This is a genomic window from Pseudobacter ginsenosidimutans, assembly GCF_007970185.1.
Classification (GTDB): Bacteria; Bacteroidota; Bacteroidia; order Chitinophagales; family Chitinophagaceae; genus Pseudobacter; species Pseudobacter ginsenosidimutans.
In genome coordinates, this window is sequence record NZ_CP042431.1 from 3,312,818 (window position 1) to 3,331,708 (window position 18,891).

At 47.2% G+C, this 18,891-nt stretch carries 22 protein-coding genes, 1 tRNA gene and 1 riboswitch; of the genes, 14 read left to right on the forward strand and 9 right to left on the reverse strand.

What is annotated here, in order from left to right; translation table 11 throughout:
- Positions 1–112: 112 nt before the first annotated feature.
- Positions 113–1,411 carry a 4-hydroxy-3-methylbut-2-enyl diphosphate reductase gene (locus FSB84_RS13425; RefSeq protein WP_225980063.1) on the reverse strand — a complete coding sequence of 433 codons (1,299 nt, stop codon included), beginning with the start codon at positions 1,409–1,411 and terminating at the stop codon, positions 113–115.
- A gap of 24 nt (positions 1,412–1,435) precedes the next feature.
- On the opposite strand from FSB84_RS13425, the gene FSB84_RS13430 reads away from it, so the two are divergent.
- Complete coding sequence (locus tag FSB84_RS13430) at positions 1,436–2,704, forward strand: alpha-amylase family glycosyl hydrolase (RefSeq protein WP_130544434.1); 1,269 nt, start codon at positions 1,436–1,438, stop codon at positions 2,702–2,704.
- A gap of 78 nt (positions 2,705–2,782) precedes the next feature.
- On the opposite strand, the gene FSB84_RS13435 is transcribed toward FSB84_RS13430, so the two are convergent.
- Positions 2,783–4,291: a trypsin-like peptidase domain-containing protein gene (locus FSB84_RS13435; protein ID WP_130544433.1), complete on the reverse strand. Its 1,509-nt coding sequence runs from the start codon at positions 4,289–4,291 to the stop codon at positions 2,783–2,785.
- Positions 4,292–4,518: 227 nt separating this feature from the next.
- Positions 4,519–5,517 (reverse strand): acyl-CoA reductase, encoded by a 999-nt coding sequence (locus FSB84_RS13440; RefSeq protein WP_130544432.1) that lies wholly within the window; start codon positions 5,515–5,517, stop codon positions 4,519–4,521.
- Positions 5,518–5,574: 57 nt separating this feature from the next.
- Between FSB84_RS13440 and FSB84_RS13445 the strand changes: the two genes are divergently transcribed.
- From FSB84_RS13445 to FSB84_RS13460, 4 genes are all read left to right on the forward strand, one after another.
- Positions 5,575–5,922: a 4Fe-4S dicluster domain-containing protein gene (locus FSB84_RS13445; RefSeq protein ID WP_127130262.1), complete on the forward strand. Its 348-nt coding sequence runs from the start codon at positions 5,575–5,577 to the stop codon at positions 5,920–5,922.
- Between the two features lie 209 nt (positions 5,923–6,131).
- On the forward strand, positions 6,132–7,127 hold the full coding sequence (locus FSB84_RS13450; RefSeq protein ID WP_130544431.1) for a D-alanine--D-alanine ligase: 996 nt from the start codon (positions 6,132–6,134) through the stop codon (positions 7,125–7,127).
- Between the two features lie 26 nt (positions 7,128–7,153).
- Positions 7,154–7,987: a PASTA domain-containing protein gene (locus FSB84_RS13455; RefSeq protein ID WP_225980064.1), complete on the forward strand. Its 834-nt coding sequence runs from the start codon at positions 7,154–7,156 to the stop codon at positions 7,985–7,987.
- 22 nt (positions 7,988–8,009) lie between these two features.
- A complete protein-coding gene (locus FSB84_RS13460) occupies positions 8,010–8,315 on the forward strand; it encodes a rhodanese-like domain-containing protein (RefSeq protein WP_130544430.1) in 306 nt (101 codons plus the stop codon).
- A gap of 138 nt (positions 8,316–8,453) precedes the next feature.
- Here FSB84_RS13460 and FSB84_RS13465 read toward each other — a convergent pair whose 3' ends face one another.
- Positions 8,454–10,214, reverse strand: coding sequence for a TonB-dependent receptor (locus FSB84_RS13465; RefSeq protein WP_158643891.1), 1,761 nt, complete (start codon positions 10,212–10,214; stop codon positions 8,454–8,456).
- Positions 10,211–10,777 carry a carboxypeptidase regulatory-like domain-containing protein gene (locus FSB84_RS13470; RefSeq protein WP_158643892.1) on the reverse strand — a complete coding sequence of 189 codons (567 nt, stop codon included), beginning with the start codon at positions 10,775–10,777 and terminating at the stop codon, positions 10,211–10,213. The genes FSB84_RS13465 and FSB84_RS13470 overlap by 4 nt, the downstream gene beginning before the upstream one ends.
- A gap of 88 nt (positions 10,778–10,865) precedes the next feature.
- A riboswitch (TPP riboswitch) is annotated at positions 10,866–10,969 on the reverse strand.
- 133 nt (positions 10,970–11,102) lie between these two features.
- Here FSB84_RS13470 and FSB84_RS13475 point away from each other — a divergent pair.
- From FSB84_RS13475 to FSB84_RS13510, 8 genes are all read left to right on the forward strand, one after another.
- Entirely contained in the window at positions 11,103–11,675 is a 573-nt protein-coding gene (locus FSB84_RS13475) for a hypothetical protein (RefSeq protein ID WP_130544428.1), read from the forward strand.
- Positions 11,676–11,700: 25 nt separating this feature from the next.
- Positions 11,701–12,093 (forward strand): hypothetical protein, encoded by a 393-nt coding sequence (locus FSB84_RS13480; protein ID WP_165434960.1) that lies wholly within the window; start codon positions 11,701–11,703, stop codon positions 12,091–12,093.
- Between the two features lie 20 nt (positions 12,094–12,113).
- The gene (locus tag FSB84_RS13485) at positions 12,114–12,341 is read left to right on the forward strand and encodes a hypothetical protein (RefSeq protein WP_147122171.1); all 228 of its coding nucleotides are present in this window, start codon (positions 12,114–12,116) and stop codon (positions 12,339–12,341) included.
- Positions 12,342–12,346: 5 nt separating this feature from the next.
- Complete coding sequence (locus FSB84_RS13490) at positions 12,347–13,006, forward strand: hypothetical protein (protein ID WP_147122172.1); 660 nt, start codon at positions 12,347–12,349, stop codon at positions 13,004–13,006.
- A gap of 4 nt (positions 13,007–13,010) precedes the next feature.
- On the forward strand, positions 13,011–13,685 hold the full coding sequence (locus FSB84_RS13495) for a response regulator transcription factor (protein ID WP_130544425.1): 675 nt from the start codon (positions 13,011–13,013) through the stop codon (positions 13,683–13,685).
- Between the two features lie 7 nt (positions 13,686–13,692).
- Positions 13,693–15,027: a sensor histidine kinase gene (locus FSB84_RS13500; RefSeq protein WP_130544424.1), complete on the forward strand. Its 1,335-nt coding sequence runs from the start codon at positions 13,693–13,695 to the stop codon at positions 15,025–15,027.
- 83 nt (positions 15,028–15,110) lie between these two features.
- Entirely contained in the window at positions 15,111–15,830 is a 720-nt protein-coding gene (locus tag FSB84_RS13505) for a head GIN domain-containing protein (RefSeq protein ID WP_130544423.1), read from the forward strand.
- Positions 15,831–15,851: 21 nt separating this feature from the next.
- A complete protein-coding gene (locus FSB84_RS13510; protein ID WP_158643893.1) occupies positions 15,852–16,562 on the forward strand; it encodes a head GIN domain-containing protein in 711 nt (236 codons plus the stop codon).
- A 20-nt stretch (positions 16,563–16,582) separates the two neighbouring features.
- Here FSB84_RS13510 and FSB84_RS13515 read toward each other — a convergent pair whose 3' ends face one another.
- Positions 16,583–17,425, reverse strand: coding sequence for an alpha/beta hydrolase (locus FSB84_RS13515; protein ID WP_130544421.1), 843 nt, complete (start codon positions 17,423–17,425; stop codon positions 16,583–16,585).
- 82 nt (positions 17,426–17,507) lie between these two features.
- Here FSB84_RS13515 and FSB84_RS13520 point away from each other — a divergent pair.
- A tRNA-Met gene (locus FSB84_RS13520) sits at positions 17,508–17,579 on the forward strand.
- 81 nt (positions 17,580–17,660) lie between these two features.
- On the opposite strand, the gene FSB84_RS13525 is transcribed toward FSB84_RS13520, so the two are convergent.
- From FSB84_RS13525 to FSB84_RS31695, 3 genes are all read right to left on the reverse strand, one after another.
- Positions 17,661–18,191: a hypothetical protein gene (locus FSB84_RS13525; RefSeq protein ID WP_130544420.1), complete on the reverse strand. Its 531-nt coding sequence runs from the start codon at positions 18,189–18,191 to the stop codon at positions 17,661–17,663.
- Between the two features lie 65 nt (positions 18,192–18,256).
- Entirely contained in the window at positions 18,257–18,631 is a 375-nt protein-coding gene (locus FSB84_RS13530; RefSeq protein WP_207234355.1) for a type II toxin-antitoxin system HicB family antitoxin, read from the reverse strand.
- Positions 18,621–18,881: a type II toxin-antitoxin system HicA family toxin gene (locus FSB84_RS31695; RefSeq protein ID WP_130544419.1), complete on the reverse strand. Its 261-nt coding sequence runs from the start codon at positions 18,879–18,881 to the stop codon at positions 18,621–18,623. Before FSB84_RS31695 ends, FSB84_RS13530 begins: the two co-directional genes overlap by 11 nt.
- Positions 18,882–18,891 lie beyond the last annotated feature (10 nt).

Below are 18,891 nucleotides of genomic sequence, written 5' to 3' on the forward strand. Positions count from 1 at the left end.
CATTTATGGGCATTTCATGTATACCTTTTTTGATGAGAGATAATATTGTTCTGCGGGCCCCGTGGGGTGCAGTACTTAGAGGGGAAAGCAGGCCGGAAGTTTAATGTGGGTATCAGAAATCCTGCGACAGCTCATCTACTTTGTTCTCAACGCCGTAGAAGGATGCCAGTTTGCGGATCACGCCTTCTACCAGTGCATCGGGGCAACTGGCGCCGCTGGTGATCAGGATCCTGGCAGGCGAAGAAGCAGGGAGATAGTCCACCACAAACTGCTCATCTTTCTGGTGATAATTGTAATGAAGGATATTCTTGCCGTTGATCAGTTTCTCTTCAGAGTTGATGAAATAAGTAGGCAGTTTGAGCTCGCAGAGCTCTACCAGGTGTGTACTGTTGCTTGAATTGTATCCGCCCACCACGATGGCCATATCGGCCGGAGTGTGGAGCATATGTGTAACGGCGGTCTGGTTGTCGTTAGTGGCGTAGCAGAGCGTATCGCGGGTATCGGCAAATCGTTCCCCGATAGTCTTTTCATCGAGATCATAATGATTGCTGATGGTTTGTTTGAGGTAATCGGCAATGGCCTGTGTATCGGTGGCCAGCTGTGTGGTTTGGTTCACCACGCCGATACGCTGCAGGTCTTTGGTTACATCGAAACCTTCAGAGAAGCGGCCTGCAAACAGGGTGTAGAATTCATCAGGATCGGCAGTGCCGGTGATGAATGCGGCCAGTAATTCTGCTTCCTTCATATCGTTCACCACCACTGCAGGTGCATTGTAAGCGGCGTGTGAAAATGTGGCGCGGGTTTCTTCATGTTTCGGTTTGCCGTGGATCACGATGCTGTAGCCTTTTTTGGCGATCTGCTCGCTTCTGTTCCAGACCTTCTCCACGAACGGGCAGGTAGTATTGTATTTTTCTGTAGGGATGCCCAGCTGATTGAGTTTTTCTTCAATGGCCAGCGTAGTGCCGAAGGCCGGGATGATCACCACATCATCAGCAGTGAGCTGCTCGAAGGGGATGAGCTGTTTCCCGTAAGTGTCCTGTAAAAACTCAACGCCCTTTTCGATCAGGTCTGCATTCACCTGCGGGTTGTGGATCATTTCGCTGAGGAGGAAAATGCGTTTGCCGGGATTCTCTTCGATAGTGCGGAAAGAAATCTCGATGGCATTTTCCACGCCATAGCAGAAACCGAAATGCCGCGCCAGGAAGATCTGTAAAGGACCGAAGTTGAGCAGGGTAGGCGTGAAGTCTTTCTTCATTTTATCCTGCTGCTTGCGTTTGTTCTTTACAGCGCTGATAAGCGGACTGCGGTAAATGACCGGAACGTTGAAGGTTTTCATCCCGGCAAAGGTAGGAAATAAGAATCTTTCAAAGCTTATCTGTGCGCCACTAACAGGCGTAGTGCCGGCAGGCATATATTTATGAATTATATTCGCAATATGGCTAGAAAATTCCCTGCAGTTCCCTGGATGCAGTCCGCTACCCTCTATGAAGTGAACGTACGACAATACACGCCTGAAGGCAGTTTCAACGCATTCGCCTCCCATCTTCCCCGTCTGGCGGACATGGGCGTGCAAATGCTTTGGTTCATGCCCATCACACCTATCAGCCTGACAGGCCGGAAGGGCTCACTCGGTAGCTACTATGCCTGTTCAGATTATGTTTCTGTAAACCCCGAGTTCGGTAACCTCGATGATTTCCGGAATCTTGTTCATCAGGCACACTCGCTTGGCATGAAAGTGATTATCGACTGGGTAGCCAATCATACCGGAACGGATCATGTATGGACGCAAACGCATCCGCAATTCTATAAAAAGAATGCAGCGGGAGAGTTCTACGATACCCATGGCTGGGATGATGTGATCGATCTCAACTATTACGATCAGCCCATGCGCCGCAAGATGATCGAAGCCATGAAATTCTGGATCGATGAATGTGATATCGATGGCTTCCGTTGCGATATGGCGCATCTTGTTCCGCGCGATTTCTGGCAGCAGGCGCGTACTGCCCTCGATCCCCTGAAGCCATTGTTCTGGCTGGCCGAAACGGAGGATCTCCATTACCTGGATGTATTCGACAGCTGCTATGCCTGGCGCTGGATGCATGCCACTGAAAAATATTTCCGCCGCGAAACCGATCTCAGAAGCCTGGTACAACTACTAAGCACATACGAAAAAGATTTCCCTGAAGGAACCCTGCCACTTTTCTTCACCTCCAATCATGACGAGAACAGCTGGAATGGCACAGAGTTCGAGAAGTACGGAGATGCCGCCAGGCTGCTGGCTGTATTTTCCTTCACCTGGCATGGCATGCCACTCATTTACAGTGGCCAGGAACTGCCCAATCACAAGCGCCTTAAATTCTTCGATAAGGATGAGATCGAATGGACGGACCAACTTGAACTGCACGAGTTCTTTCGATCCCTCATCCGTTTGCATGCAACGCATCCTGCCATTCTCGCGGGAGCAGCCGCCAGGCCGCAGTGGGCGGCAACGGACAAAAACGAAGCGGTGCTTGCATTCACCAGAACGCATCAGAACAGCGAGCTGCTGGTTATCCTGAATTGTTCATCATCTTCCCTGGTAGTTCAATTTCCTTCTCCCGCAGTGAATGGCGCCTACACTGATGCTATTTCCGGTAACTCAATAGAGCTGCATTCATCTGCTATTGAACTACCGCCTTACGGTTATTTTGCGGGTATACGATAGAGGGTGTGGAAGGGATAATCAAAAAAAATCCCCGGCAAAAACTGCCAGGGATCTGATTACGTTTATGAAAAGTTCTGCTTAGTTGTTCAGATTGATCACGATCGGATAAATTCCTTCATATCCGGGGTACATGCCTTCCAGCTTAACGGACCCTGTAGCTTCATCAAGCACTTTCCTCAGCTCTTCTACGGATTTCACCTCTTTGTTGTTCGCTTTCAGGATCACATATCCTTCCTGGATCCGCACTTTGCTCAGTACGCCGAGTGGTCTGATGGCTTTGATGACCACGCCACCATTGATGCCATATTCCTTTGCATCGTTTTTGCCGAGTGTCTGCAGATCTGCTCCCAGTTTATCGAGATTGGAATTCTTTACCATATCGGTAGTTCCGGAAATATTGCGGAGTGTTGCACTATTGGTGTATTCTTTTCCATCTCTCCTGTAAGTAATTGTAATCTTATCGCCGGGGCGGTAGGTGGCAATCTGACCAACCATATCAGCACCTGATAAAACGGGTACTCCATTGATCTTGGTAATGTAGTCTCCCTTTTTAACACCGGCGGCTTCCGCAGCTCCTGAAGGCGACACTTCAGCTACATAAATACCATTCTCGTCTTTAATGCCAGCTCTGCTTTTTTCCTCATCGGGAACTCCTTCCGGCGCATATTGTATACCAAGGTATGCTCTTTGCACTGTACCATGTTTCATCAGGTCAGAAACAATCTTCTTCACGATGTTCACAGGAATAGTGAAAGAATAACCAGCATAGGCGCCTGTGGGCGATGCAATAGCTGAGTTGATACCGATCAGTTTGCCGTCAGTGGTGATGAGCGGACCACCGGAGTTACCAGGGTTAACGGCAGCGTCAGTCTGGATGAAAGACTCAACGGGGCTATCGCTCTGGCGACGGTTGATTTCCAGTGTACGGCCTTTGGCACTCACTATACCGGCAGTAACAGTGGTCTCTAACGTTAAGGGGTAACCTACGGCCAGCACCCATTGCCCAACTTTCACATCATCGGAGTTACCATAGATGAGGAAGGGCAGGTTCTTGGCGTCGATCTTGATCACGGCCAGGTCACTGCTGGGGTCAGCGGCGATCAGTTTTGCCTTGAATACTTTCTTATTGTTAAGTGTAACGGTGATCTCATCTGCACCACTCACTACGTGATTGTTGGTTACGATATAACCGTCTTCACTGATGATGGCGCCGGAACCGGAAGCCATCTGAGGGATGGAACGCATGCGGCCGCCGCCACCGCCGAAGAAATCGTCCAGGTCCATATCAAACAGTTCACTGAACGGACTGCGGGGCAGGTTATTGCTGACCTGGCGCGTGGCTTTTGTTTTGATATGCACTGTTGCGGGAATAGCTGCACCGGCGGCGGCTGTGAAATCTACAGCTGCAGCTTCGCCGAGACCATTGAACCCAGCATAATTGGAGGGCACTTTGCCGGTGTCGTTATTGTCCTGGCTGTTCTGATAAACATAAGTACCACTCTTTGAAAAGTGATTATACATCCAGAGTGTACCAACAGTGGTAGCAGCACTGAGAATGACAACCGCTACAATTTGTTTCAACTTCATATTGCGACAATTTTGGAATATTTCAATTTAAATGTAGTAAACCCGTTTCAAATTACATGCCTAAGCACAAACAAATTAACGCCTAAAAATAACGACAGTTAATCCGCAAAACACGTTTAACAATTAATTTACTAAAGTCTTCGTACTTCGTTGATACAAATGTAGGGTAAAGTCATGATTGCCAGAATGGGCTTATGAATTCTTGTCACAATTATTTACATGATTTGTCACAGCTCCAGCAAAAATTGCAGTGTGTCTGCGCCATCTGCATAATCTGTGAGCGAAGGCTGCTGAGCCTGACCAAAGGGAAGATGGTTGATGCCTGCGATTGCCTGTATATCGTTATTGGCGGACAGCGATGTTTCCACTGCGGCCAGATCTGTATAGAACTCGTAATTGAGTTGGCTGACAGGCGAGAACACAGACGGGTTCTCATGCAGTATGATACTGTCGTTGGTCATGTAGTACTGCTTGTTGATGATGAGCACGGCCAGCTGGTAATCGTAATTGTTCTTGTACTTGTTGTGCTCGGCAAACTGGTTGTATTTCCTGAATACATTGAGCAGTGGAAGGAAATCGTAATCCTTCGGAACATAGATCTTGGTGATATTCCTGCACCCCATTCCGAAGTATTCATGCACATCATCTGCAAGTTTGCCGAGATCCGCTTCTGATTCATTTCCGTCGAGAATGGCAACGGACGTGCGGTTGCGGCGGATGATATGCGGGTATTTCTTGAAATAATAATCGAAGTAGCGGGCAGAATTGTTGCTGCCGGTGGCAATATAGGCATCGCATCCCTTGAGCATGGTCTCAAACCTGATCAGTTCCTTCGTTTGTGCATCCCATTCATACAATTGCTCCACCAGGTGTTTGAGCAGGGTTTCATCTCTGGACGAGAGTTTGATGGTTTGGCGGTGACCGCTGATGAATACGCAGAGGAAATCATGGAATCCTACCAGCGGAATATTGCCGGCCATAATGATGCCCACATTTTTGGGATGAGGGTTTTCTGCGGGTATTTTGTATTGGGTGGCCCAGGCGGAAAGCTTATCTTTTGCCAGGAAATGGGTGGCGATGCGGTTGGCGGCAAGCTGAATGAATTCAGGCGTAAACCAGGCATTTTCCCTGGAAGCCCGTTCCACAGCGGTTTGCCAGGGTTCTCCGTCTGCTGAAATATACTGTCCCAATCTTTCCAATAAATCAAGCCTATTTTGTAAATTCATTACAACTTATATTTGTGGTGCAAAAATAGGATTCAACCCATTAAAATTGATGAGTATATGGCAATCAAAATAACTGAAGAATGTATTAATTGCGGAGCCTGCGAACCTGAATGTCCTAATAATGCCATTTATGAAGGCGGTGTGGAATGGGCTATCACAGACGGAACCTCCATCAAAGGGCCCTTTACCCTGCTGGATGGCACTGTGATGGATGCAGATCAGCGCAATGCTCCCATCAGTGTGGATACATATTATATCGTTCCCAATAAATGTACTGAGTGCCAGGGCTTTCATGAAGAGCCCCAGTGCGCAGCGGTTTGCCCTGTAGACTGCTGTGTGCCTGATGAAATGTACCAGGAAACGGTAGAGGAACTGATGGCCAAAAAAGAGAAGCTGCACGTATAAAAGCCGCTCCATGCCAAATTAACACCCTGTAAATTTGGAAAGGGCCTCTCCGGAGTTGTAACTTACGAGTACACAAATAGTGATTGTAGCCATGTGCTACTTTATTAAAGGCGGGTGATATTTCCCGCTATGAAGGTGAAGGGATAACGTCCTTCACCTTTCTTATTTTTTTTCGTTTATTTGCTTAAAATTCAGACACAAACAATCTAATGAAACCTGCTATTGCCTTCGTTACAGGCGGTTATTCTTCGGAATCCGTTATCTCCTACAAAAGCGCCGTTACTATCGAAAACAACCTGGATACAGAAAAATATGATGTATACAGGATCGATCTGACCCCCGATGGTTGGTTTCACCAAACCAAGGCTGGTGAGAAAATAAATGTAGACAAGAGTGATTTCTCCCTTCAGATCGCCGGAAAGAAGATCCTTTTCGATGCCGCCCTGATCGGTATCCACGGCACTCCGGGAGAGGACGGCAGGCTGCAGGGGTATTTAGATCTGTTGAATATTCCTTACAATACCTGTGATACAGCCAGTTCTGCTATCACTTTCAATAAGCGTTACAGCGTGGCCGTAGCCGGATTTGCCGGAGTGAATGTGGCCCGTTCGGTACATATTTTCAAATCACATCCGCTCAGTGCTGAAGAGGTGCTGCAGCAATTGTCGCTTCCCGTGTTTGTAAAGCCCAATAATGGCGGATCCAGCATCGGAATGAGTAAAGTGAACAAAGCTGAAGAACTGGCAGGGGCTTTGCTTAAAGCATTCGCGGAAGACGACCAGGTGCTGGTGGAAGAGTTCATCCAGGGCCGTGAATTCACAGTAGGTGTGATCAGGACCACCAAAGAGCTGCTGGTTTTGCCGATTACTGAAGTTCGGAGCAAGAACGAATTCTTCGATTTTGAAGCCAAATACCAGGGCCTCAATGAAGAAACAACACCGGCGCAGATCAGCGATGTCATGGCCGATAAAGTACGTTCCACTGCCCGTAAGATCTATGACGCGCTGAATTGCCGCGGTGTGGTGAGAATGGATTTCATTTACAACGAAGCAAAGGATGCTCCTTTCTTCCTGGAAGTGAATACCATTCCCGGTCAAAGCGAAGCCAGCATTGTACCACAGCAGGTGCGCGCCATGGGATGGACTTTGAAAGGATTGTATACAGAAATGATCGAAGACGCATTGAGCCGTAAAAAAAGCTCATAATTTATATCATCTAAAATCAATATCGATTGTTCAAATTCATAACCAGCAAACCCCTCTGGGCAAATATCCTGTTTGCGATCGGACTGATAGTGGTGGCTTTGTTCATCTTCCTAGTGTCCCTCAACTGGATAACAAAGCACGGCGATACGCTGGTGATCCCCGCGGTTACCGGAAAAACCTATGATGAAGCGAAGAAGATCCTTGAAGACAAAGGCTTTGATGTAGCAATACAGGACTCTGTATACAACGATACTGCCGCTGCACTCTCCGTGCTTCGCCAGTTTCCCGATGCCGATGAGTTTGTGAAGGAGAACCGGACCGTATACCTTACCATCAACAGGGCCGTGCCTCCCAATATCGAAATGCCGAACCTGGAAGGGCTCAGTCTTCGCAGCGCGGAAATTGCGCTGAAGCAATACCATCTTAAACTGGGCGATACCACCTTCAAACCTGATTTTGCCAAGAACTCCGTTCTGGAGCAACATTATAACGGACAACGGATCAAAGCCGGCACCAAACTGCCACAGGGCAGCAGCATCTCACTGGTGCTGGGAAGCGGACTGGGTACGGATGAATTTGCAGTGCCTGATCTCTTCGGCATGACTTACTCCGAAGCCAGGGTATTGCTGGAATCCATTGGCCTCACGCCCGGAATGCCAGTGCTGGACCCCGCAGTACGGGATACAGGGAATGCGTATATTTACCGCCAGATCCCCGAACGCATCGGGCCAGACAGACAGATCAACCGGATACGCCAGGGCCAGGTAATTGACCTCTGGCTCGGTACTACCAAACCTGAACGACCTGCAGCAGATTCCAGCGCAACGCAGGGAGGTCCTACAGAGGAGCGCAATTACTAACAAACAGATAAAAACTGAAATAATGCAAATCATCACTGCAGAAGAATTAAAGGCACGTCTCGATGCTGGTGAAAAAGTGAATCTCGTTGACGTACGCGAACCCAATGAGCATGCTGAATTCAATATCGGCGGTCAGCTGTTGCCGTTAGGACAGATCAGGAATTTTGAAACCGATGCCATCGACAACCTGAAAGATGCCGAAGTGATCGTGTATTGCCGCAGTGGCAACAGGAGCGGACAAGCCGCAATGCTGCTGGAAACACTGGGCTTTACCAATGTGAACAATCTCGCCGGAGGCATGATGCGCTGGCAGGAACTGTACAGCTAAGAAGCTTCTTATCGATATCGAAATGGCCAGCCTGATACAGGTTGGCCATTTTGTTTTGGTCAGGTCTGTTCCAAAAAAAAATGAGGCCGTCAGGGTGTTGCGGCCTCATTCATTGATCTATGGTTCTTCCGGATGTTTCTACAATTTGATCTGCAGTGCTACCAGGAAATTGGTTCCTGCCATAGGGAAGTAGTTATTCACTACTGCTAATCCTCCTGCTCCATCATCCATACTGTACGTATAACCATTGGGGGTATACATCCTGTCAAACACGTTGTTCACCTGGAATGCTATCGTTGTTTCTTTGAACAACAGCTTTCGCAGGGTGTAAGCCACTTTCGCATCCTGCACATAGAATTCTTCCAGGCTGTTTTCCTTGCGGGAGTTGTTGGTGAGATACTGACGGCCTACATATTTGGCGGGCAGACTGATCTCCAGGTCTTTCAACGGAAGGAAGGTGATCACGGCTCCACCAACTACATTCGGAGAGAAGGCGATATCTGTGGTCTTCTTCTCATCGCCATAATTCCTGATCTTATTATTGCTAAGCGTAAGATTGGCGCTGGCCTGTAACCATTGGGTGAAGCGGTTCCTTGCCTGCAGCTCGATGCCCATGCGATAGCTGTCCGGCACATTGGCGCGAAGGTACTCGCCTACATCATTGATATTGCCGGTGAGCACCAGCTGGTCCTTGTACAGCATATAATACAAAGTAGCGCCGTAGGAGAGTTTATTGTTCCTCTTTTCAAATCCCAGTTCGAGATCATGGAGCTTTTCAGGTTTGAGGTCCTGTCCCAGGTTCGCTTCAAAATCATTGCGATTGGGTTCTTTGCTGCCCATGGAGTAGCTGAGGTAAGAGAAGTAATCATCTTTTGTATAGGTGATGCCTGCCTTGGGATTAACGAAATTGTAAGTCTCACGCACAACGGCATCAGGAGTTTTGCGATAACCGTTCATCTGGTACAATACGCGGCGGTACTGGATATCGGCGAAGGCTTCGAAAGCTGTGCTGAGTTTGCGTGAATATTTCGCATAACCATTCACGTCAGTTTTGTATGCAGTGAGATCATACCAGCGGTGTTTGTAGGGAATGCCCATTCCGGCCCACATCACTTGTCCGAAATGATGGTTGTCGAAGCGGTTCCAGCCGCCGCCAACAGTGAGCTGGTCTTTTTCGGTTTTGTATTGAACGGAGAAGATCTGGCCGTAGAAATCATTCTTCAGGTGCAGCTGGCGGATGAGATCGGTGGTTTCGAAGGTTTCGCCTCCCGAAACAAAGTCCGGCATTTTGTATTCCTTGAATGCTTGTTCTGCTTTGTATTCTTCATAATAACCGGCGCCTTTTGTGAGGAACACAGCGGTATTAACGGTGAGCCTGGGATTGAACTGGTGATTGATGAAGAGCTGATAATGGTCCTGCTGGAAATTGTCGGTCTGGTTATCATAAGGTGCTCCGGGTTTTTCCATGCCTGCATAATTGATGCGGCGGTTCGTTTTCAGGTCTTCATCTGAAACACCGTACCAGCTCTGGTAGGTTTTTTCTTTTCCTGAAAATACATTGAGCCTTACGGATGTTTTCTCTGCGATATAGGCGCCGGAAATATAGAATGCACGCAAATCGCTGCTGGCGCGTTCTACGTAACCATCACTGCTTACTTTGGAGAGACGCGCATCTACAGTCCAGTGATTGTTGATCAGTCCGGTTCCGGCTTTTACCGTATGCTTCCAGGTATTGAAAGAGCCGGCGCTGTTGTTCAGTTCTCCGTAAGCCTGCGTATTCACTTCATTGGTGCTGAGGTTGATGGTGGCGCCGAATGCGGTGCCTCCATTGCTGGACGTTCCCACGCCTCGCTGTACCTGGATATTGTTCACGGACGAAGTGAAGTCCGGGAGGTTCACAAAAATGTTCCCTGTGATTCGGCATCGTTGTAGGGGATACCATTGAGGGTAACATTGATACGCGTGGCGTCTGTACCCCGGATGCGGATACCTGTATAACCGATGCCAGTGCCTGCATCGGAGCTCACCACTGCTGAAGGTGTTTGGTTCAGCACGAAGGGGATATCCTGTCCGAGATTCAGTTTTTCGATCTCTTTTTTACTAAGATTGGTTTTGGTGAAAGGCGATTTGTCGCCGGCCTGAATGGCTCTCACTTCCACGGGCTGCATGAAAAGATTGAGTCTTTGCAGTTTGAATTCCAGGTTGGAACCGGCTGCAACAGTGGTATCTACTGCTTTGTAACCGATACTGGAAATGCGGATGCGATAATCTCCTGATCTGATCTTCCTGAAAATGAAATCGCCGGATGCGTTGGTGGTGGTAGTGGCGATATTGCTTAATTCAACAGTAGCCGATGCTACGGCGGCTCCTGAGTTGAGGTCGGTGACCTTACCCGAAATTTGCTGGGCGGTCAACCATTGGGAACATAATAAATAGCATATCCCCAAAAACAATTTTTGCATGTCCATTACATTTTAATGGTGGGAACTGGTTTCCCGTGATAAAATTGATTTGAGAGAAAATGCTGCGGGAGCGAAAAGTAGAAGTTAAATAGACTCGAGCTACCTTCCCTGCGCAGGCATTACCCTGACCAGGTTCAACGGGTATTATCTCAGCCGCCAGTTGTTATACAGGCAGCACCCCGGGGAATCTGAAATGTCTCTTTGGCCAAAGAGGGCGTAAAGATACATGCAAAAGATCAGTTTCATAGCCCATTTTTCATTTTCCCTTCATCTTGCCGGAATAGGTTTGTATGGTAAACAATCTGCTACACTAAAAACAAATTGTATGAAAACAGGATTGATTATTATTGCAATGGCGCTGGTTTCCGGCACAGCAATGGCACAGGAAGCAAAAGTGAAATCAGATGGTTCCGTGAAAGTGAACAACTCCGTGCAGGATGGCCACCAGAAAACAGCGGCGAAAATGGAAACGAAAGCGGTTGTAAAAACAGAAGCAAGCGCAGAAAGAACAGCTGCAAAAGTGGAAAAATCAGCGACCAAAGCGGAAAAGCAAGCCAATAAAGAAGTGAAAGCTACCGTTAAAGAAACAAAGGAAGTTGTGAAAGAAGGCGCTGAAAAAGGTAATGAAGTTTCTGCAGCAGCTACGAGTGTTACAACCGCAGAAGTAAAAGCCATCGAAAAAACTGCTGAAGCCAATAAAGGACAACAGGTGAAACTGGTGTCCGGATCAGGCGCAGATGTGAAAGCTGCGGTACACGCCGCTCAGGACAAAACAGTAAAAGTGAACACAGGCGCCACTACTTCTGCTGCTGCGAAGGTGAAAGTGAAACCGGTGAAAACCAAATCCGCAAAGGCAGCCGTAAAAGTAAATGGCAGCACACGTGTTGGTCTCCATTAAAAGTAAGTGACCCCTCAACATTGAAATGAAACAGTTCTGTTATACAGGAGTTTTGATGATACTCATGATCTGTACCCATGAGAGCCGGGGCAGTGTGGTTAAACCACTGCCTCACTTTTTGACCCGGCCACAATTCAACTGGCATGTTCTTTACTCTGACACCATCCCGGCCAAAAAGCCGGCCGATCCGCAAAAGAAAGAAGAACCTGCAAAGCAGGAAGGGGAACCTGTAATGCCTGTGCAACCGGCTAAGGAATTGCCCAAATCATCATCGAAGGCAGGAGAAGTAGTCAAGACGATCAAAGAAGTTCCGAAATCGAAAAAGCAACCCAGGCCGGTTGCCGTGCAGGCTCCCAAATTACCGGTGAAAGTGCCTGTGATAAAAACACCGAAAGTTATTCGTAAAATAAAGCTTTGACCTTACCATCTGCATCAACCATGAAACACTTAATGATCATTACGATACTGGTGCTGTCTGGCATTGCAGGGCTTGCACAAACGGAGCAGGAAGCGGCCGCCACAGACAGTACCCCGCCGGAAAAATCTACGTTCACGATCGGTGCGCAGTATGCCACCAACGCCAGCTATTACGGGCAGAAGGCCATTGAAAAAACGCCTTATGTTGCCCTGGTGGCATCTTATAATCATCGCTCGGGTTTTATGTGAACAGTATGGCCTACCGGTTGCTGAAAGATTCTTCAAGACTGGCTTCTGCTTATGCAGCAGGGGCTGGTTTTACTTTCAATATATCTAAAAGTCTCGAAGCCGATATCGGTTATACTTATACGTTCTTTCCGAAACTATCGCCCTTTCTTCAGGCAGCCAATCCACATAACGCCAGCGCCACCCTCACTCTGGAAAAATGGATCACTGCCGCCGCTGCTTTCGATTTTACTTTCGGGAAAACAAACGACATATTTGTTACACCTGCCATCAGCAAACAGATCAGGCTCATCGATATCGATTCAAATTCCATGATCCTGTTCACGCCGGAGATCAATGTGACTGCGGGCACTCAAAGATTCTATGAGTATTACCAGGAAGACAAAAAAACGCGCGACAGTATCCTTGGTAAAGTTTTCGAAAGATTGCCCGTTGATCTGCCGATTCCCGGCAATCCCAACAGGCCGGACAATCCTCCAACAACCATTATGAAATCTTCTTCCAGTTTTGATCTTCTCTCCTATAATCTTAAATTACCTGTAGCATATTACCGGCCGCATTGCCTGTTTGAACTGAGCTGCCTGTTCTCTTTGCTCGGGCAAAAAGTGGAAACGGATCCGGGAAAACTGAATACATTTTTCACCGCCAGTTTTTATTACCAGTTCTAAGCTTATGAAAGTACTGATAGTTGAAGACGAAAGATCCATGGCCCTGGAAATGGAGGATTTCCTGAAGCGGTCATCCTATATCTGCGATCTTGCTTTCAATGCAAGGCAGGCAAGGGAACAAATGGAACAAAACGGATATGATTTCATTCTGCTGGATCTCGGACTGCCTGATAAAGATGGACTACTGGTGCTGGAAGAAGCAAAAAGAGTTTGTCCGGATGCTTCGTATATCATTCTCACTGCCAGGGGACAATTGGAAGATCGCATTAAAGGTCTCGATCTCGGTGCAGACGATTATCTTCCCAAACCTTTTTCATTATTGGAGCTGCAATCGCGCATGCAGGCTATTTCCAGGCGTAAGTCCGGATTAAAGGATACCACTGTTGAACTGGGCGATTTCAACATCAACCTGGTTACGCGTATGGCCAGTTTTGATGGCCAGGATGTGGGGTTGTCCAAAAAAGAATTCGATCTGCTCAGTTATCTTGTATTGCATAAGAACCGTCCCCTTACCCGTCTTCAATTGGGGGAACATATCTGGGGAAGTTTTACAGATGATGATTACGATAGCAATTATATCGATGTTCATATAAAGAATATCCGCAAGAAAATGACTGCCTTTGCTCCTGTGGAATGGTTGCAGACAATTCGTGGAGTAGGCTATAAGATCAAACTCTGATCCATACATGAAGCTGCTTACCAAACTCACGTTGTTCACCACCATCTCCAAACTGGCCATTGTGCTGCTGTTTGTGTGGTTATTGCCAGTGCTGGCAGATAAGGTAGCCTTTGAATATGCCAATAACCGGTTGAAGCAACAGGAGCGGAAAGTGTTTGCAGTGATCGAAAAGAATGGGATCGATTACTATCTCGAAGGTGACTCCACTTATGGCAGCTATACCATGCTTAAGGAAGAGTATATTTCTTTGGAACGAAATCAACAGCCGCAGCTGCCTGATACTATCCTCACTTCACAACGGATCGTGGAAGGCGATACGCTCACGTACCGCACGCTCATTGCCAATTTCGAATACGATCAACACAACTATACACTCGAGATCGGTAAAACCATTGCCAGTATACGGCAATACAATACGCCTTTACAACGGGTGGCACTGTATGTTCTGGCCGCACTGGTATTCCTCACGTTACTGCTTGACCTGTCTGTGACCAGGTTACTGATCAGGCCGCTTGCCAGGATCATCCGCACCAAACTGGTGAATGCAAAATTCCCTTTCACCAAATCATTACAACCGATACAAACATCCACAACGGATTTCAAATACCTTGACCAAAGCCTCATGTTGCTGATGCAAAGGATCACCGGCGATTTTGAAAGGGAAAGGGCTTTCACCTCCAATGCTTCCCATGAACTGATGACGCCCATCAGCGTATTGCAAACGAAAATGGAAAACTTCATGCTGGGTACGGATAATGAAGAAGAGCAGAGGAAGATCCTGGACATGATGAAGATCCTCAACCGGCTGAAGAAAATAGTGAACGCACTGCTGATGATCTCCCGGATCGAGAATGAGCAATACAACAAAACAGGTTCAGTCAGTATGCATGAGCTGATCAGTGAGATCACGGGGGAACTGGCCGCAGGAATGGAAAACAAAGGGCTGGAACTGACCGTTTCACTGAGGAAAGACATCAGTCTGCAGCCATTGAATCCTGATCTTATCTTCCAGCTGTTCTATAATATCATCACCAATGCCATCCGTTACAATATTGAAGGCGGGCGTATCATCATCACAGACAGGTACAGCCGGGAAGAGGGCTTCAGCATTTCCATCCGTGACACGGGGATCGGTATCCCCGAAGAGGAGAGAGAGGCTGTATTCAACCGGTTCAGGAAAAGCAGCCTGACTGGTATTGATGGCAATGGCCTGGGCCTTTCCATTGTAAAAAGCATTGCCCAGTATCATGGCATAGGATTGGAGCTGCAGTCCGTACAGGGAAAGGGAACTGAATTTATTGTCCGTTTTCCGCCCGCTATGGTGGGGCAAATCAAAATCTGAACAAACTTTCAAATAATTGTAACATTCCTGTTTCACTGTACGTCCATAATAGTGTAACTCGTTTCACCTGAAAAAACATTATTATGAAAAGAATAGGATTAAGCCTTGCGGCTCTGCTCTTTACAGTGGTTTTATTGGGACAGAAGACTTTCAATGATCCCAATGCCGAGGTCCGCGATATTAAAGGCTTCAAGGGTGTGAACGTGGCCACCGGGATCCAGTTGTACATTACGCAGGACGCAAATGAGGCGGTAGCCATCAGCGCAGAATCCGCTGAAGCACGTCAGCGTGTGAAAACAATTGTTCAGGACGGCGTGCTGCGGATCTTTTTCGAGAATACCGGACTGAAGTTCAAGTTCAAATACCTGAAAAAACAGGTGAAAGCTTATGTGAGTATTGCCACAGTAGAAAAACTGGGAGTATCTTCGGGTGCTGTGATGCAGGTGGAAGGTGCTATCAAATCGGATAAGCTGGAGCTGGATGTTCAAAGTGGTGGTACTTTCAAAGGCAATGTGGATGCTGCTTCACTGGATGTGGAGAGCTCGAGCGGCGCTGTAGTAAAGATCGCGGGAACAGCCAGCAGGATTGCTGTGGATGGCAGCAGCGGAAGCGATCTCAGCGGATACGAGCTGATTACAGAAAAAGCAACCGTGAAAGTGAGCAGTGGCGCCAGCGTGAAGCTTACCATCAATAAGGAAGTTACCGCCAAAGCCAGCAGCGGCGGAGAACTGGTATATAAAGGCAGTGCAGCCCGCAGCGATGTGAATACCAGCAGCGGTGGAAGCGTCAGAAACAGTAAATAAGCAGCAAACAGATCGATGAATATGAAAAGATGGATATTGTTTTTCATGGCATTGCTCCCAATGGGATTGATGGCGCAGAAAGTGATCATCAATGATCCCAATGTATCCCCCAGAACCGTAGGAGCTTTCCATTCGATCCGTGTGACCAATGGTATCGATTTGTTCCTCTCCCAGGATGAAACGGAATCACTTGCAGTGAGTGCGCTGAAAGAAGAGTTTCGGGACAGGATCAAAACTGAAGTGGAAGATGGCGTATTGAAAATTTCTTTCGATAATAGCCGCTTCAGCTTTAGCGGGCCGATGAAGCTGCGTGCTTATATCGGCTTCAAAGAGCTCAGAAGGATCGTGGCCTCCGGCGCCAGTGACGTGATTGCCACCAATACCATCAATGTGAAAGACCTTTCGATAGAGATGAGCGGCGCCAGTGATTTCAGGGGAACCCTGGATGTAGGCAGCTTCACTGCGAAGCTTTCCGGTGCTTCCGATGCGAAGCTGAGCGGCAAAGCCAGCTCAGTGAATATCGATGCCAGCGGAGCCAGCGATGTGAAAGCCTTTGAGCTGGTAACGGACTTTTGTAATGTTGAATCCAGCGGAGCTTCCGATGTTCAGATCACAGTGAACAAGGAATTGAATGCAAAAGCTTCCGGCGCCAGCGATATATATTACAAAGGCGAAGCGGTGATCAGGAGTATGCAGGCCAGTGGCGCCAGCAGCGTGAAAAAAAGAAATTAAACGAATAATGGAATGAGTGATCAGCGGCCGAATGCCCAGATCATGAAATCCGGAAAAGCAGCGCTCCAGTAGGGCCAGTCGTGTTGCCCCTGGGGCGCTTCTTTATATACGATGTTTTTATCAGGCACACCTTTGTTTTTCAGTTGTGTGATGATGTCCCGTGTATCATCCACGGCATCGATGATGCCGTCTTTATCGCGGTCTGAGCTTTCTTCTTTTGCTCCCACCCAGAACCAGTATTGCTGATCGGGCTTCTTGCGTGAGGTTTTGAGCCTGGCGATCATGATGCGGTTCTTATCATCGTTGTAAGTGCTGTCTTTCGTGTCTTTGTCGCGCCACCAGAAAGACCCTGAGAAAACGCCCACTTTGCCGATCTTATCATTATGTGTAAAAGCGATATCGAGTGCGCTTAGTCCTCCCAGTGAGCAGCCCGCAAATGCTACTGATTTGAATTTCCTTACACCTGCTTTCTTTTTTATGTAAGGATAGAGCTCATTGTTGATGAATGCATCATAATGGTCTGCCTTGTTTCCTCTTTTCTCATAATCCGGTTTGCCGGCTACGCCATATTCCTGCATACGGTTGCCGGCATGCATGGCCACGATCACGAGCGGCTGGATGCGTTTGGCTTTGAAAAGGCTGTCTGTAATATCTTTTGCACGGAGCTTATCGATATCCTGACCATCATTAAGGAGAAGCAGGTTGAGGTTGGAATGATCATCCGGAACAGGGGTATTGATCACCGTTAGAGTCACCTGACGCTGGAGATGGCGACTGTACAACTGGTCCTGCTGCTGTGTTACACCTTTATTGCAAGCAAAAAACAATGGCATGATGAAAAGAAAAGAAATGAGAAATTTCATGAAGTGAATATACAATTTGTAAAAAAATGAAAATCATTTTGGTGCGAATGTATAAAGGTCCTATATTTGCAATCCAATACATCGCGAAGTAGAGCAGCGGTAGCTCGTCGGGCTCATAACCCGAAGGTCGGGAGTTCGATCCTCCCCTTCGCAACAGAGTAAGAACCAGTCGTTTACCGGCTGGTTTTTTGCTTTTGAGGAACTTGATGCAGTGCAGATATATAAGTGGTTATATTTACAGTTCTTTACGATGCTTAGCACCGGCAGTGCGAAATTGTTTGTAATACCGGATATACACAGGTTCAAGCGCTGTTCCTTTTGATTTGCTTTGTTCATCGGCAATATAATCAAGAACTGTTCTGTTGTCACTGGTGTCAACTTTGTTCAATGCCACACCCCATTCGATAATATCTTCAATGAAATCATCGAACATCCTGCTGATCGCGAATTTGATGATCGATCCCTTGGCAACGTTGAAACTGAGTGCATCACAGGTAAGATGTTCTTCGTTTTGGATCCAGAATTGCTGCACTTTGCTTCGGATCATGCCTGCACTGTCTTTGCCGATTTCCACATTCGCAAGTTTGTAGATCTTTTCTTCGAACCTGTAGACCAGCTGGTGATTGTATTTTTCTTTTTCTTCTTTTGAAAGTTCTACGCGGGAATCTACCAGGGCACAAAGTGTTTTAAGGCTGGCTGGTTTGGTTTGTGCAAAATTCAGTTGACTGATGGTAAGCAGCAAGGCTGGAATGATCATTCTAAGCATTACCCATTGGTTTTATTCCCAATAATAAGAAATAGTTGTAGCTTTTTGATCAGGGCGGTGATCCCTTATTGCTGGTCCCGGATGGATTTGGTGAGTGCTTCCCTGTGCGTCAATGCATATTCAACACAGGATTTGATGAGATCATTGAGGGAGATATTGTTCATGGCAGCGAAAATGGCCGCTTCACGATGAAGCTCAGTCCCGATGCGGATATTGAAGCTGCCTTTATAAGTCTTGTTGGGTTCTTTGCCAAGTTGTTTGCAGGTTTCGATATAATCATCAACGGCATCGTGGAAAGCTTTTTTCAGTTCTTTTACTGATGTTCCTTCGAAGGAAATGAGGTCATCGATGCCGAGGATCTTACCATACAGTACTTCATCTGCTGCGTTGAAATGCACAGAGGCAAGGTATTCTTTGTATTGAAACACATCATTCATCATTTAAATATCCTAATTCTTTTAACCGGGCAATCACTTGTTTGATTGCGTATTGCTTTACAATACTACCCGGATGGGGTTGGTGAAGGCTGATGATGTTTCTGTGATCATCAACGAATTTTCTACGGGAGCCGCCGGTTTTGCGGTTTCCTTCCTGAAAACCGAACTGAAAAAGTATTGTGCATAATTCATTCCAGGTAATGTTTTTCGGATTCTTTAAAAACCTGTTCAGCAATTTTGATGACTGGGTCATTTAAAAAGTG

Coding starts and splice junctions, on each gene's coding strand:
- FSB84_RS13435 (WP_130544433.1), bottom strand. CDS start 4,291: ATGAAGTTGAAACAAATTGTAGCGGTTGTCATTCTCAGTGCTGCTACC.
- FSB84_RS31695 (WP_130544419.1), bottom strand. CDS start 18,881: ATGACCCAGTCATCAAAATTGCTGAACAGGTTTTTAAAGAATCCGAAA.
- FSB84_RS13440 (WP_130544432.1), bottom strand. CDS start 5,517: ATGAATTTACAAAATAGGCTTGATTTATTGGAAAGATTGGGACAGTAT.
- FSB84_RS13480 (WP_165434960.1), top strand. CDS start 11,701: ATGAAACAGTTCTGTTATACAGGAGTTTTGATGATACTCATGATCTGT.
- FSB84_RS13490 (WP_147122172.1), top strand. CDS start 12,347: ATGGCCTACCGGTTGCTGAAAGATTCTTCAAGACTGGCTTCTGCTTAT.
- FSB84_RS13430 (WP_130544434.1), top strand. CDS start 1,436: ATGGCTAGAAAATTCCCTGCAGTTCCCTGGATGCAGTCCGCTACCCTC.
- FSB84_RS13530 (WP_207234355.1), bottom strand. CDS start 18,631: ATGATGAATGATGTGTTTCAATACAAAGAATACCTTGCCTCTGTGCAT.
- FSB84_RS13500 (WP_130544424.1), top strand. CDS start 13,693: ATGAAGCTGCTTACCAAACTCACGTTGTTCACCACCATCTCCAAACTG.
- FSB84_RS13510 (WP_158643893.1), top strand. CDS start 15,852: ATGAAAAGATGGATATTGTTTTTCATGGCATTGCTCCCAATGGGATTG.
- FSB84_RS13505 (WP_130544423.1), top strand. CDS start 15,111: ATGAAAAGAATAGGATTAAGCCTTGCGGCTCTGCTCTTTACAGTGGTT.
- FSB84_RS13460 (WP_130544430.1), top strand. CDS start 8,010: ATGCAAATCATCACTGCAGAAGAATTAAAGGCACGTCTCGATGCTGGT.
- FSB84_RS13525 (WP_130544420.1), bottom strand. CDS start 18,191: ATGCTTAGAATGATCATTCCAGCCTTGCTGCTTACCATCAGTCAACTG.
- FSB84_RS13485 (WP_147122171.1), top strand. CDS start 12,114: ATGAAACACTTAATGATCATTACGATACTGGTGCTGTCTGGCATTGCA.
- FSB84_RS13425 (WP_225980063.1), bottom strand. CDS start 1,411: ATGCCTGCCGGCACTACGCCTGTTAGTGGCGCACAGATAAGCTTTGAA.
- FSB84_RS13475 (WP_130544428.1), top strand. CDS start 11,103: ATGAAAACAGGATTGATTATTATTGCAATGGCGCTGGTTTCCGGCACA.
- FSB84_RS13495 (WP_130544425.1), top strand. CDS start 13,011: ATGAAAGTACTGATAGTTGAAGACGAAAGATCCATGGCCCTGGAAATG.
- FSB84_RS13470 (WP_158643892.1), bottom strand. CDS start 10,777: ATGCAAAAATTGTTTTTGGGGATATGCTATTTATTATGTTCCCAATGG.
- FSB84_RS13445 (WP_127130262.1), top strand. CDS start 5,575: ATGGCAATCAAAATAACTGAAGAATGTATTAATTGCGGAGCCTGCGAA.
- FSB84_RS13450 (WP_130544431.1), top strand. CDS start 6,132: ATGAAACCTGCTATTGCCTTCGTTACAGGCGGTTATTCTTCGGAATCC.
- FSB84_RS13515 (WP_130544421.1), bottom strand. CDS start 17,425: ATGAAATTTCTCATTTCTTTTCTTTTCATCATGCCATTGTTTTTTGCT.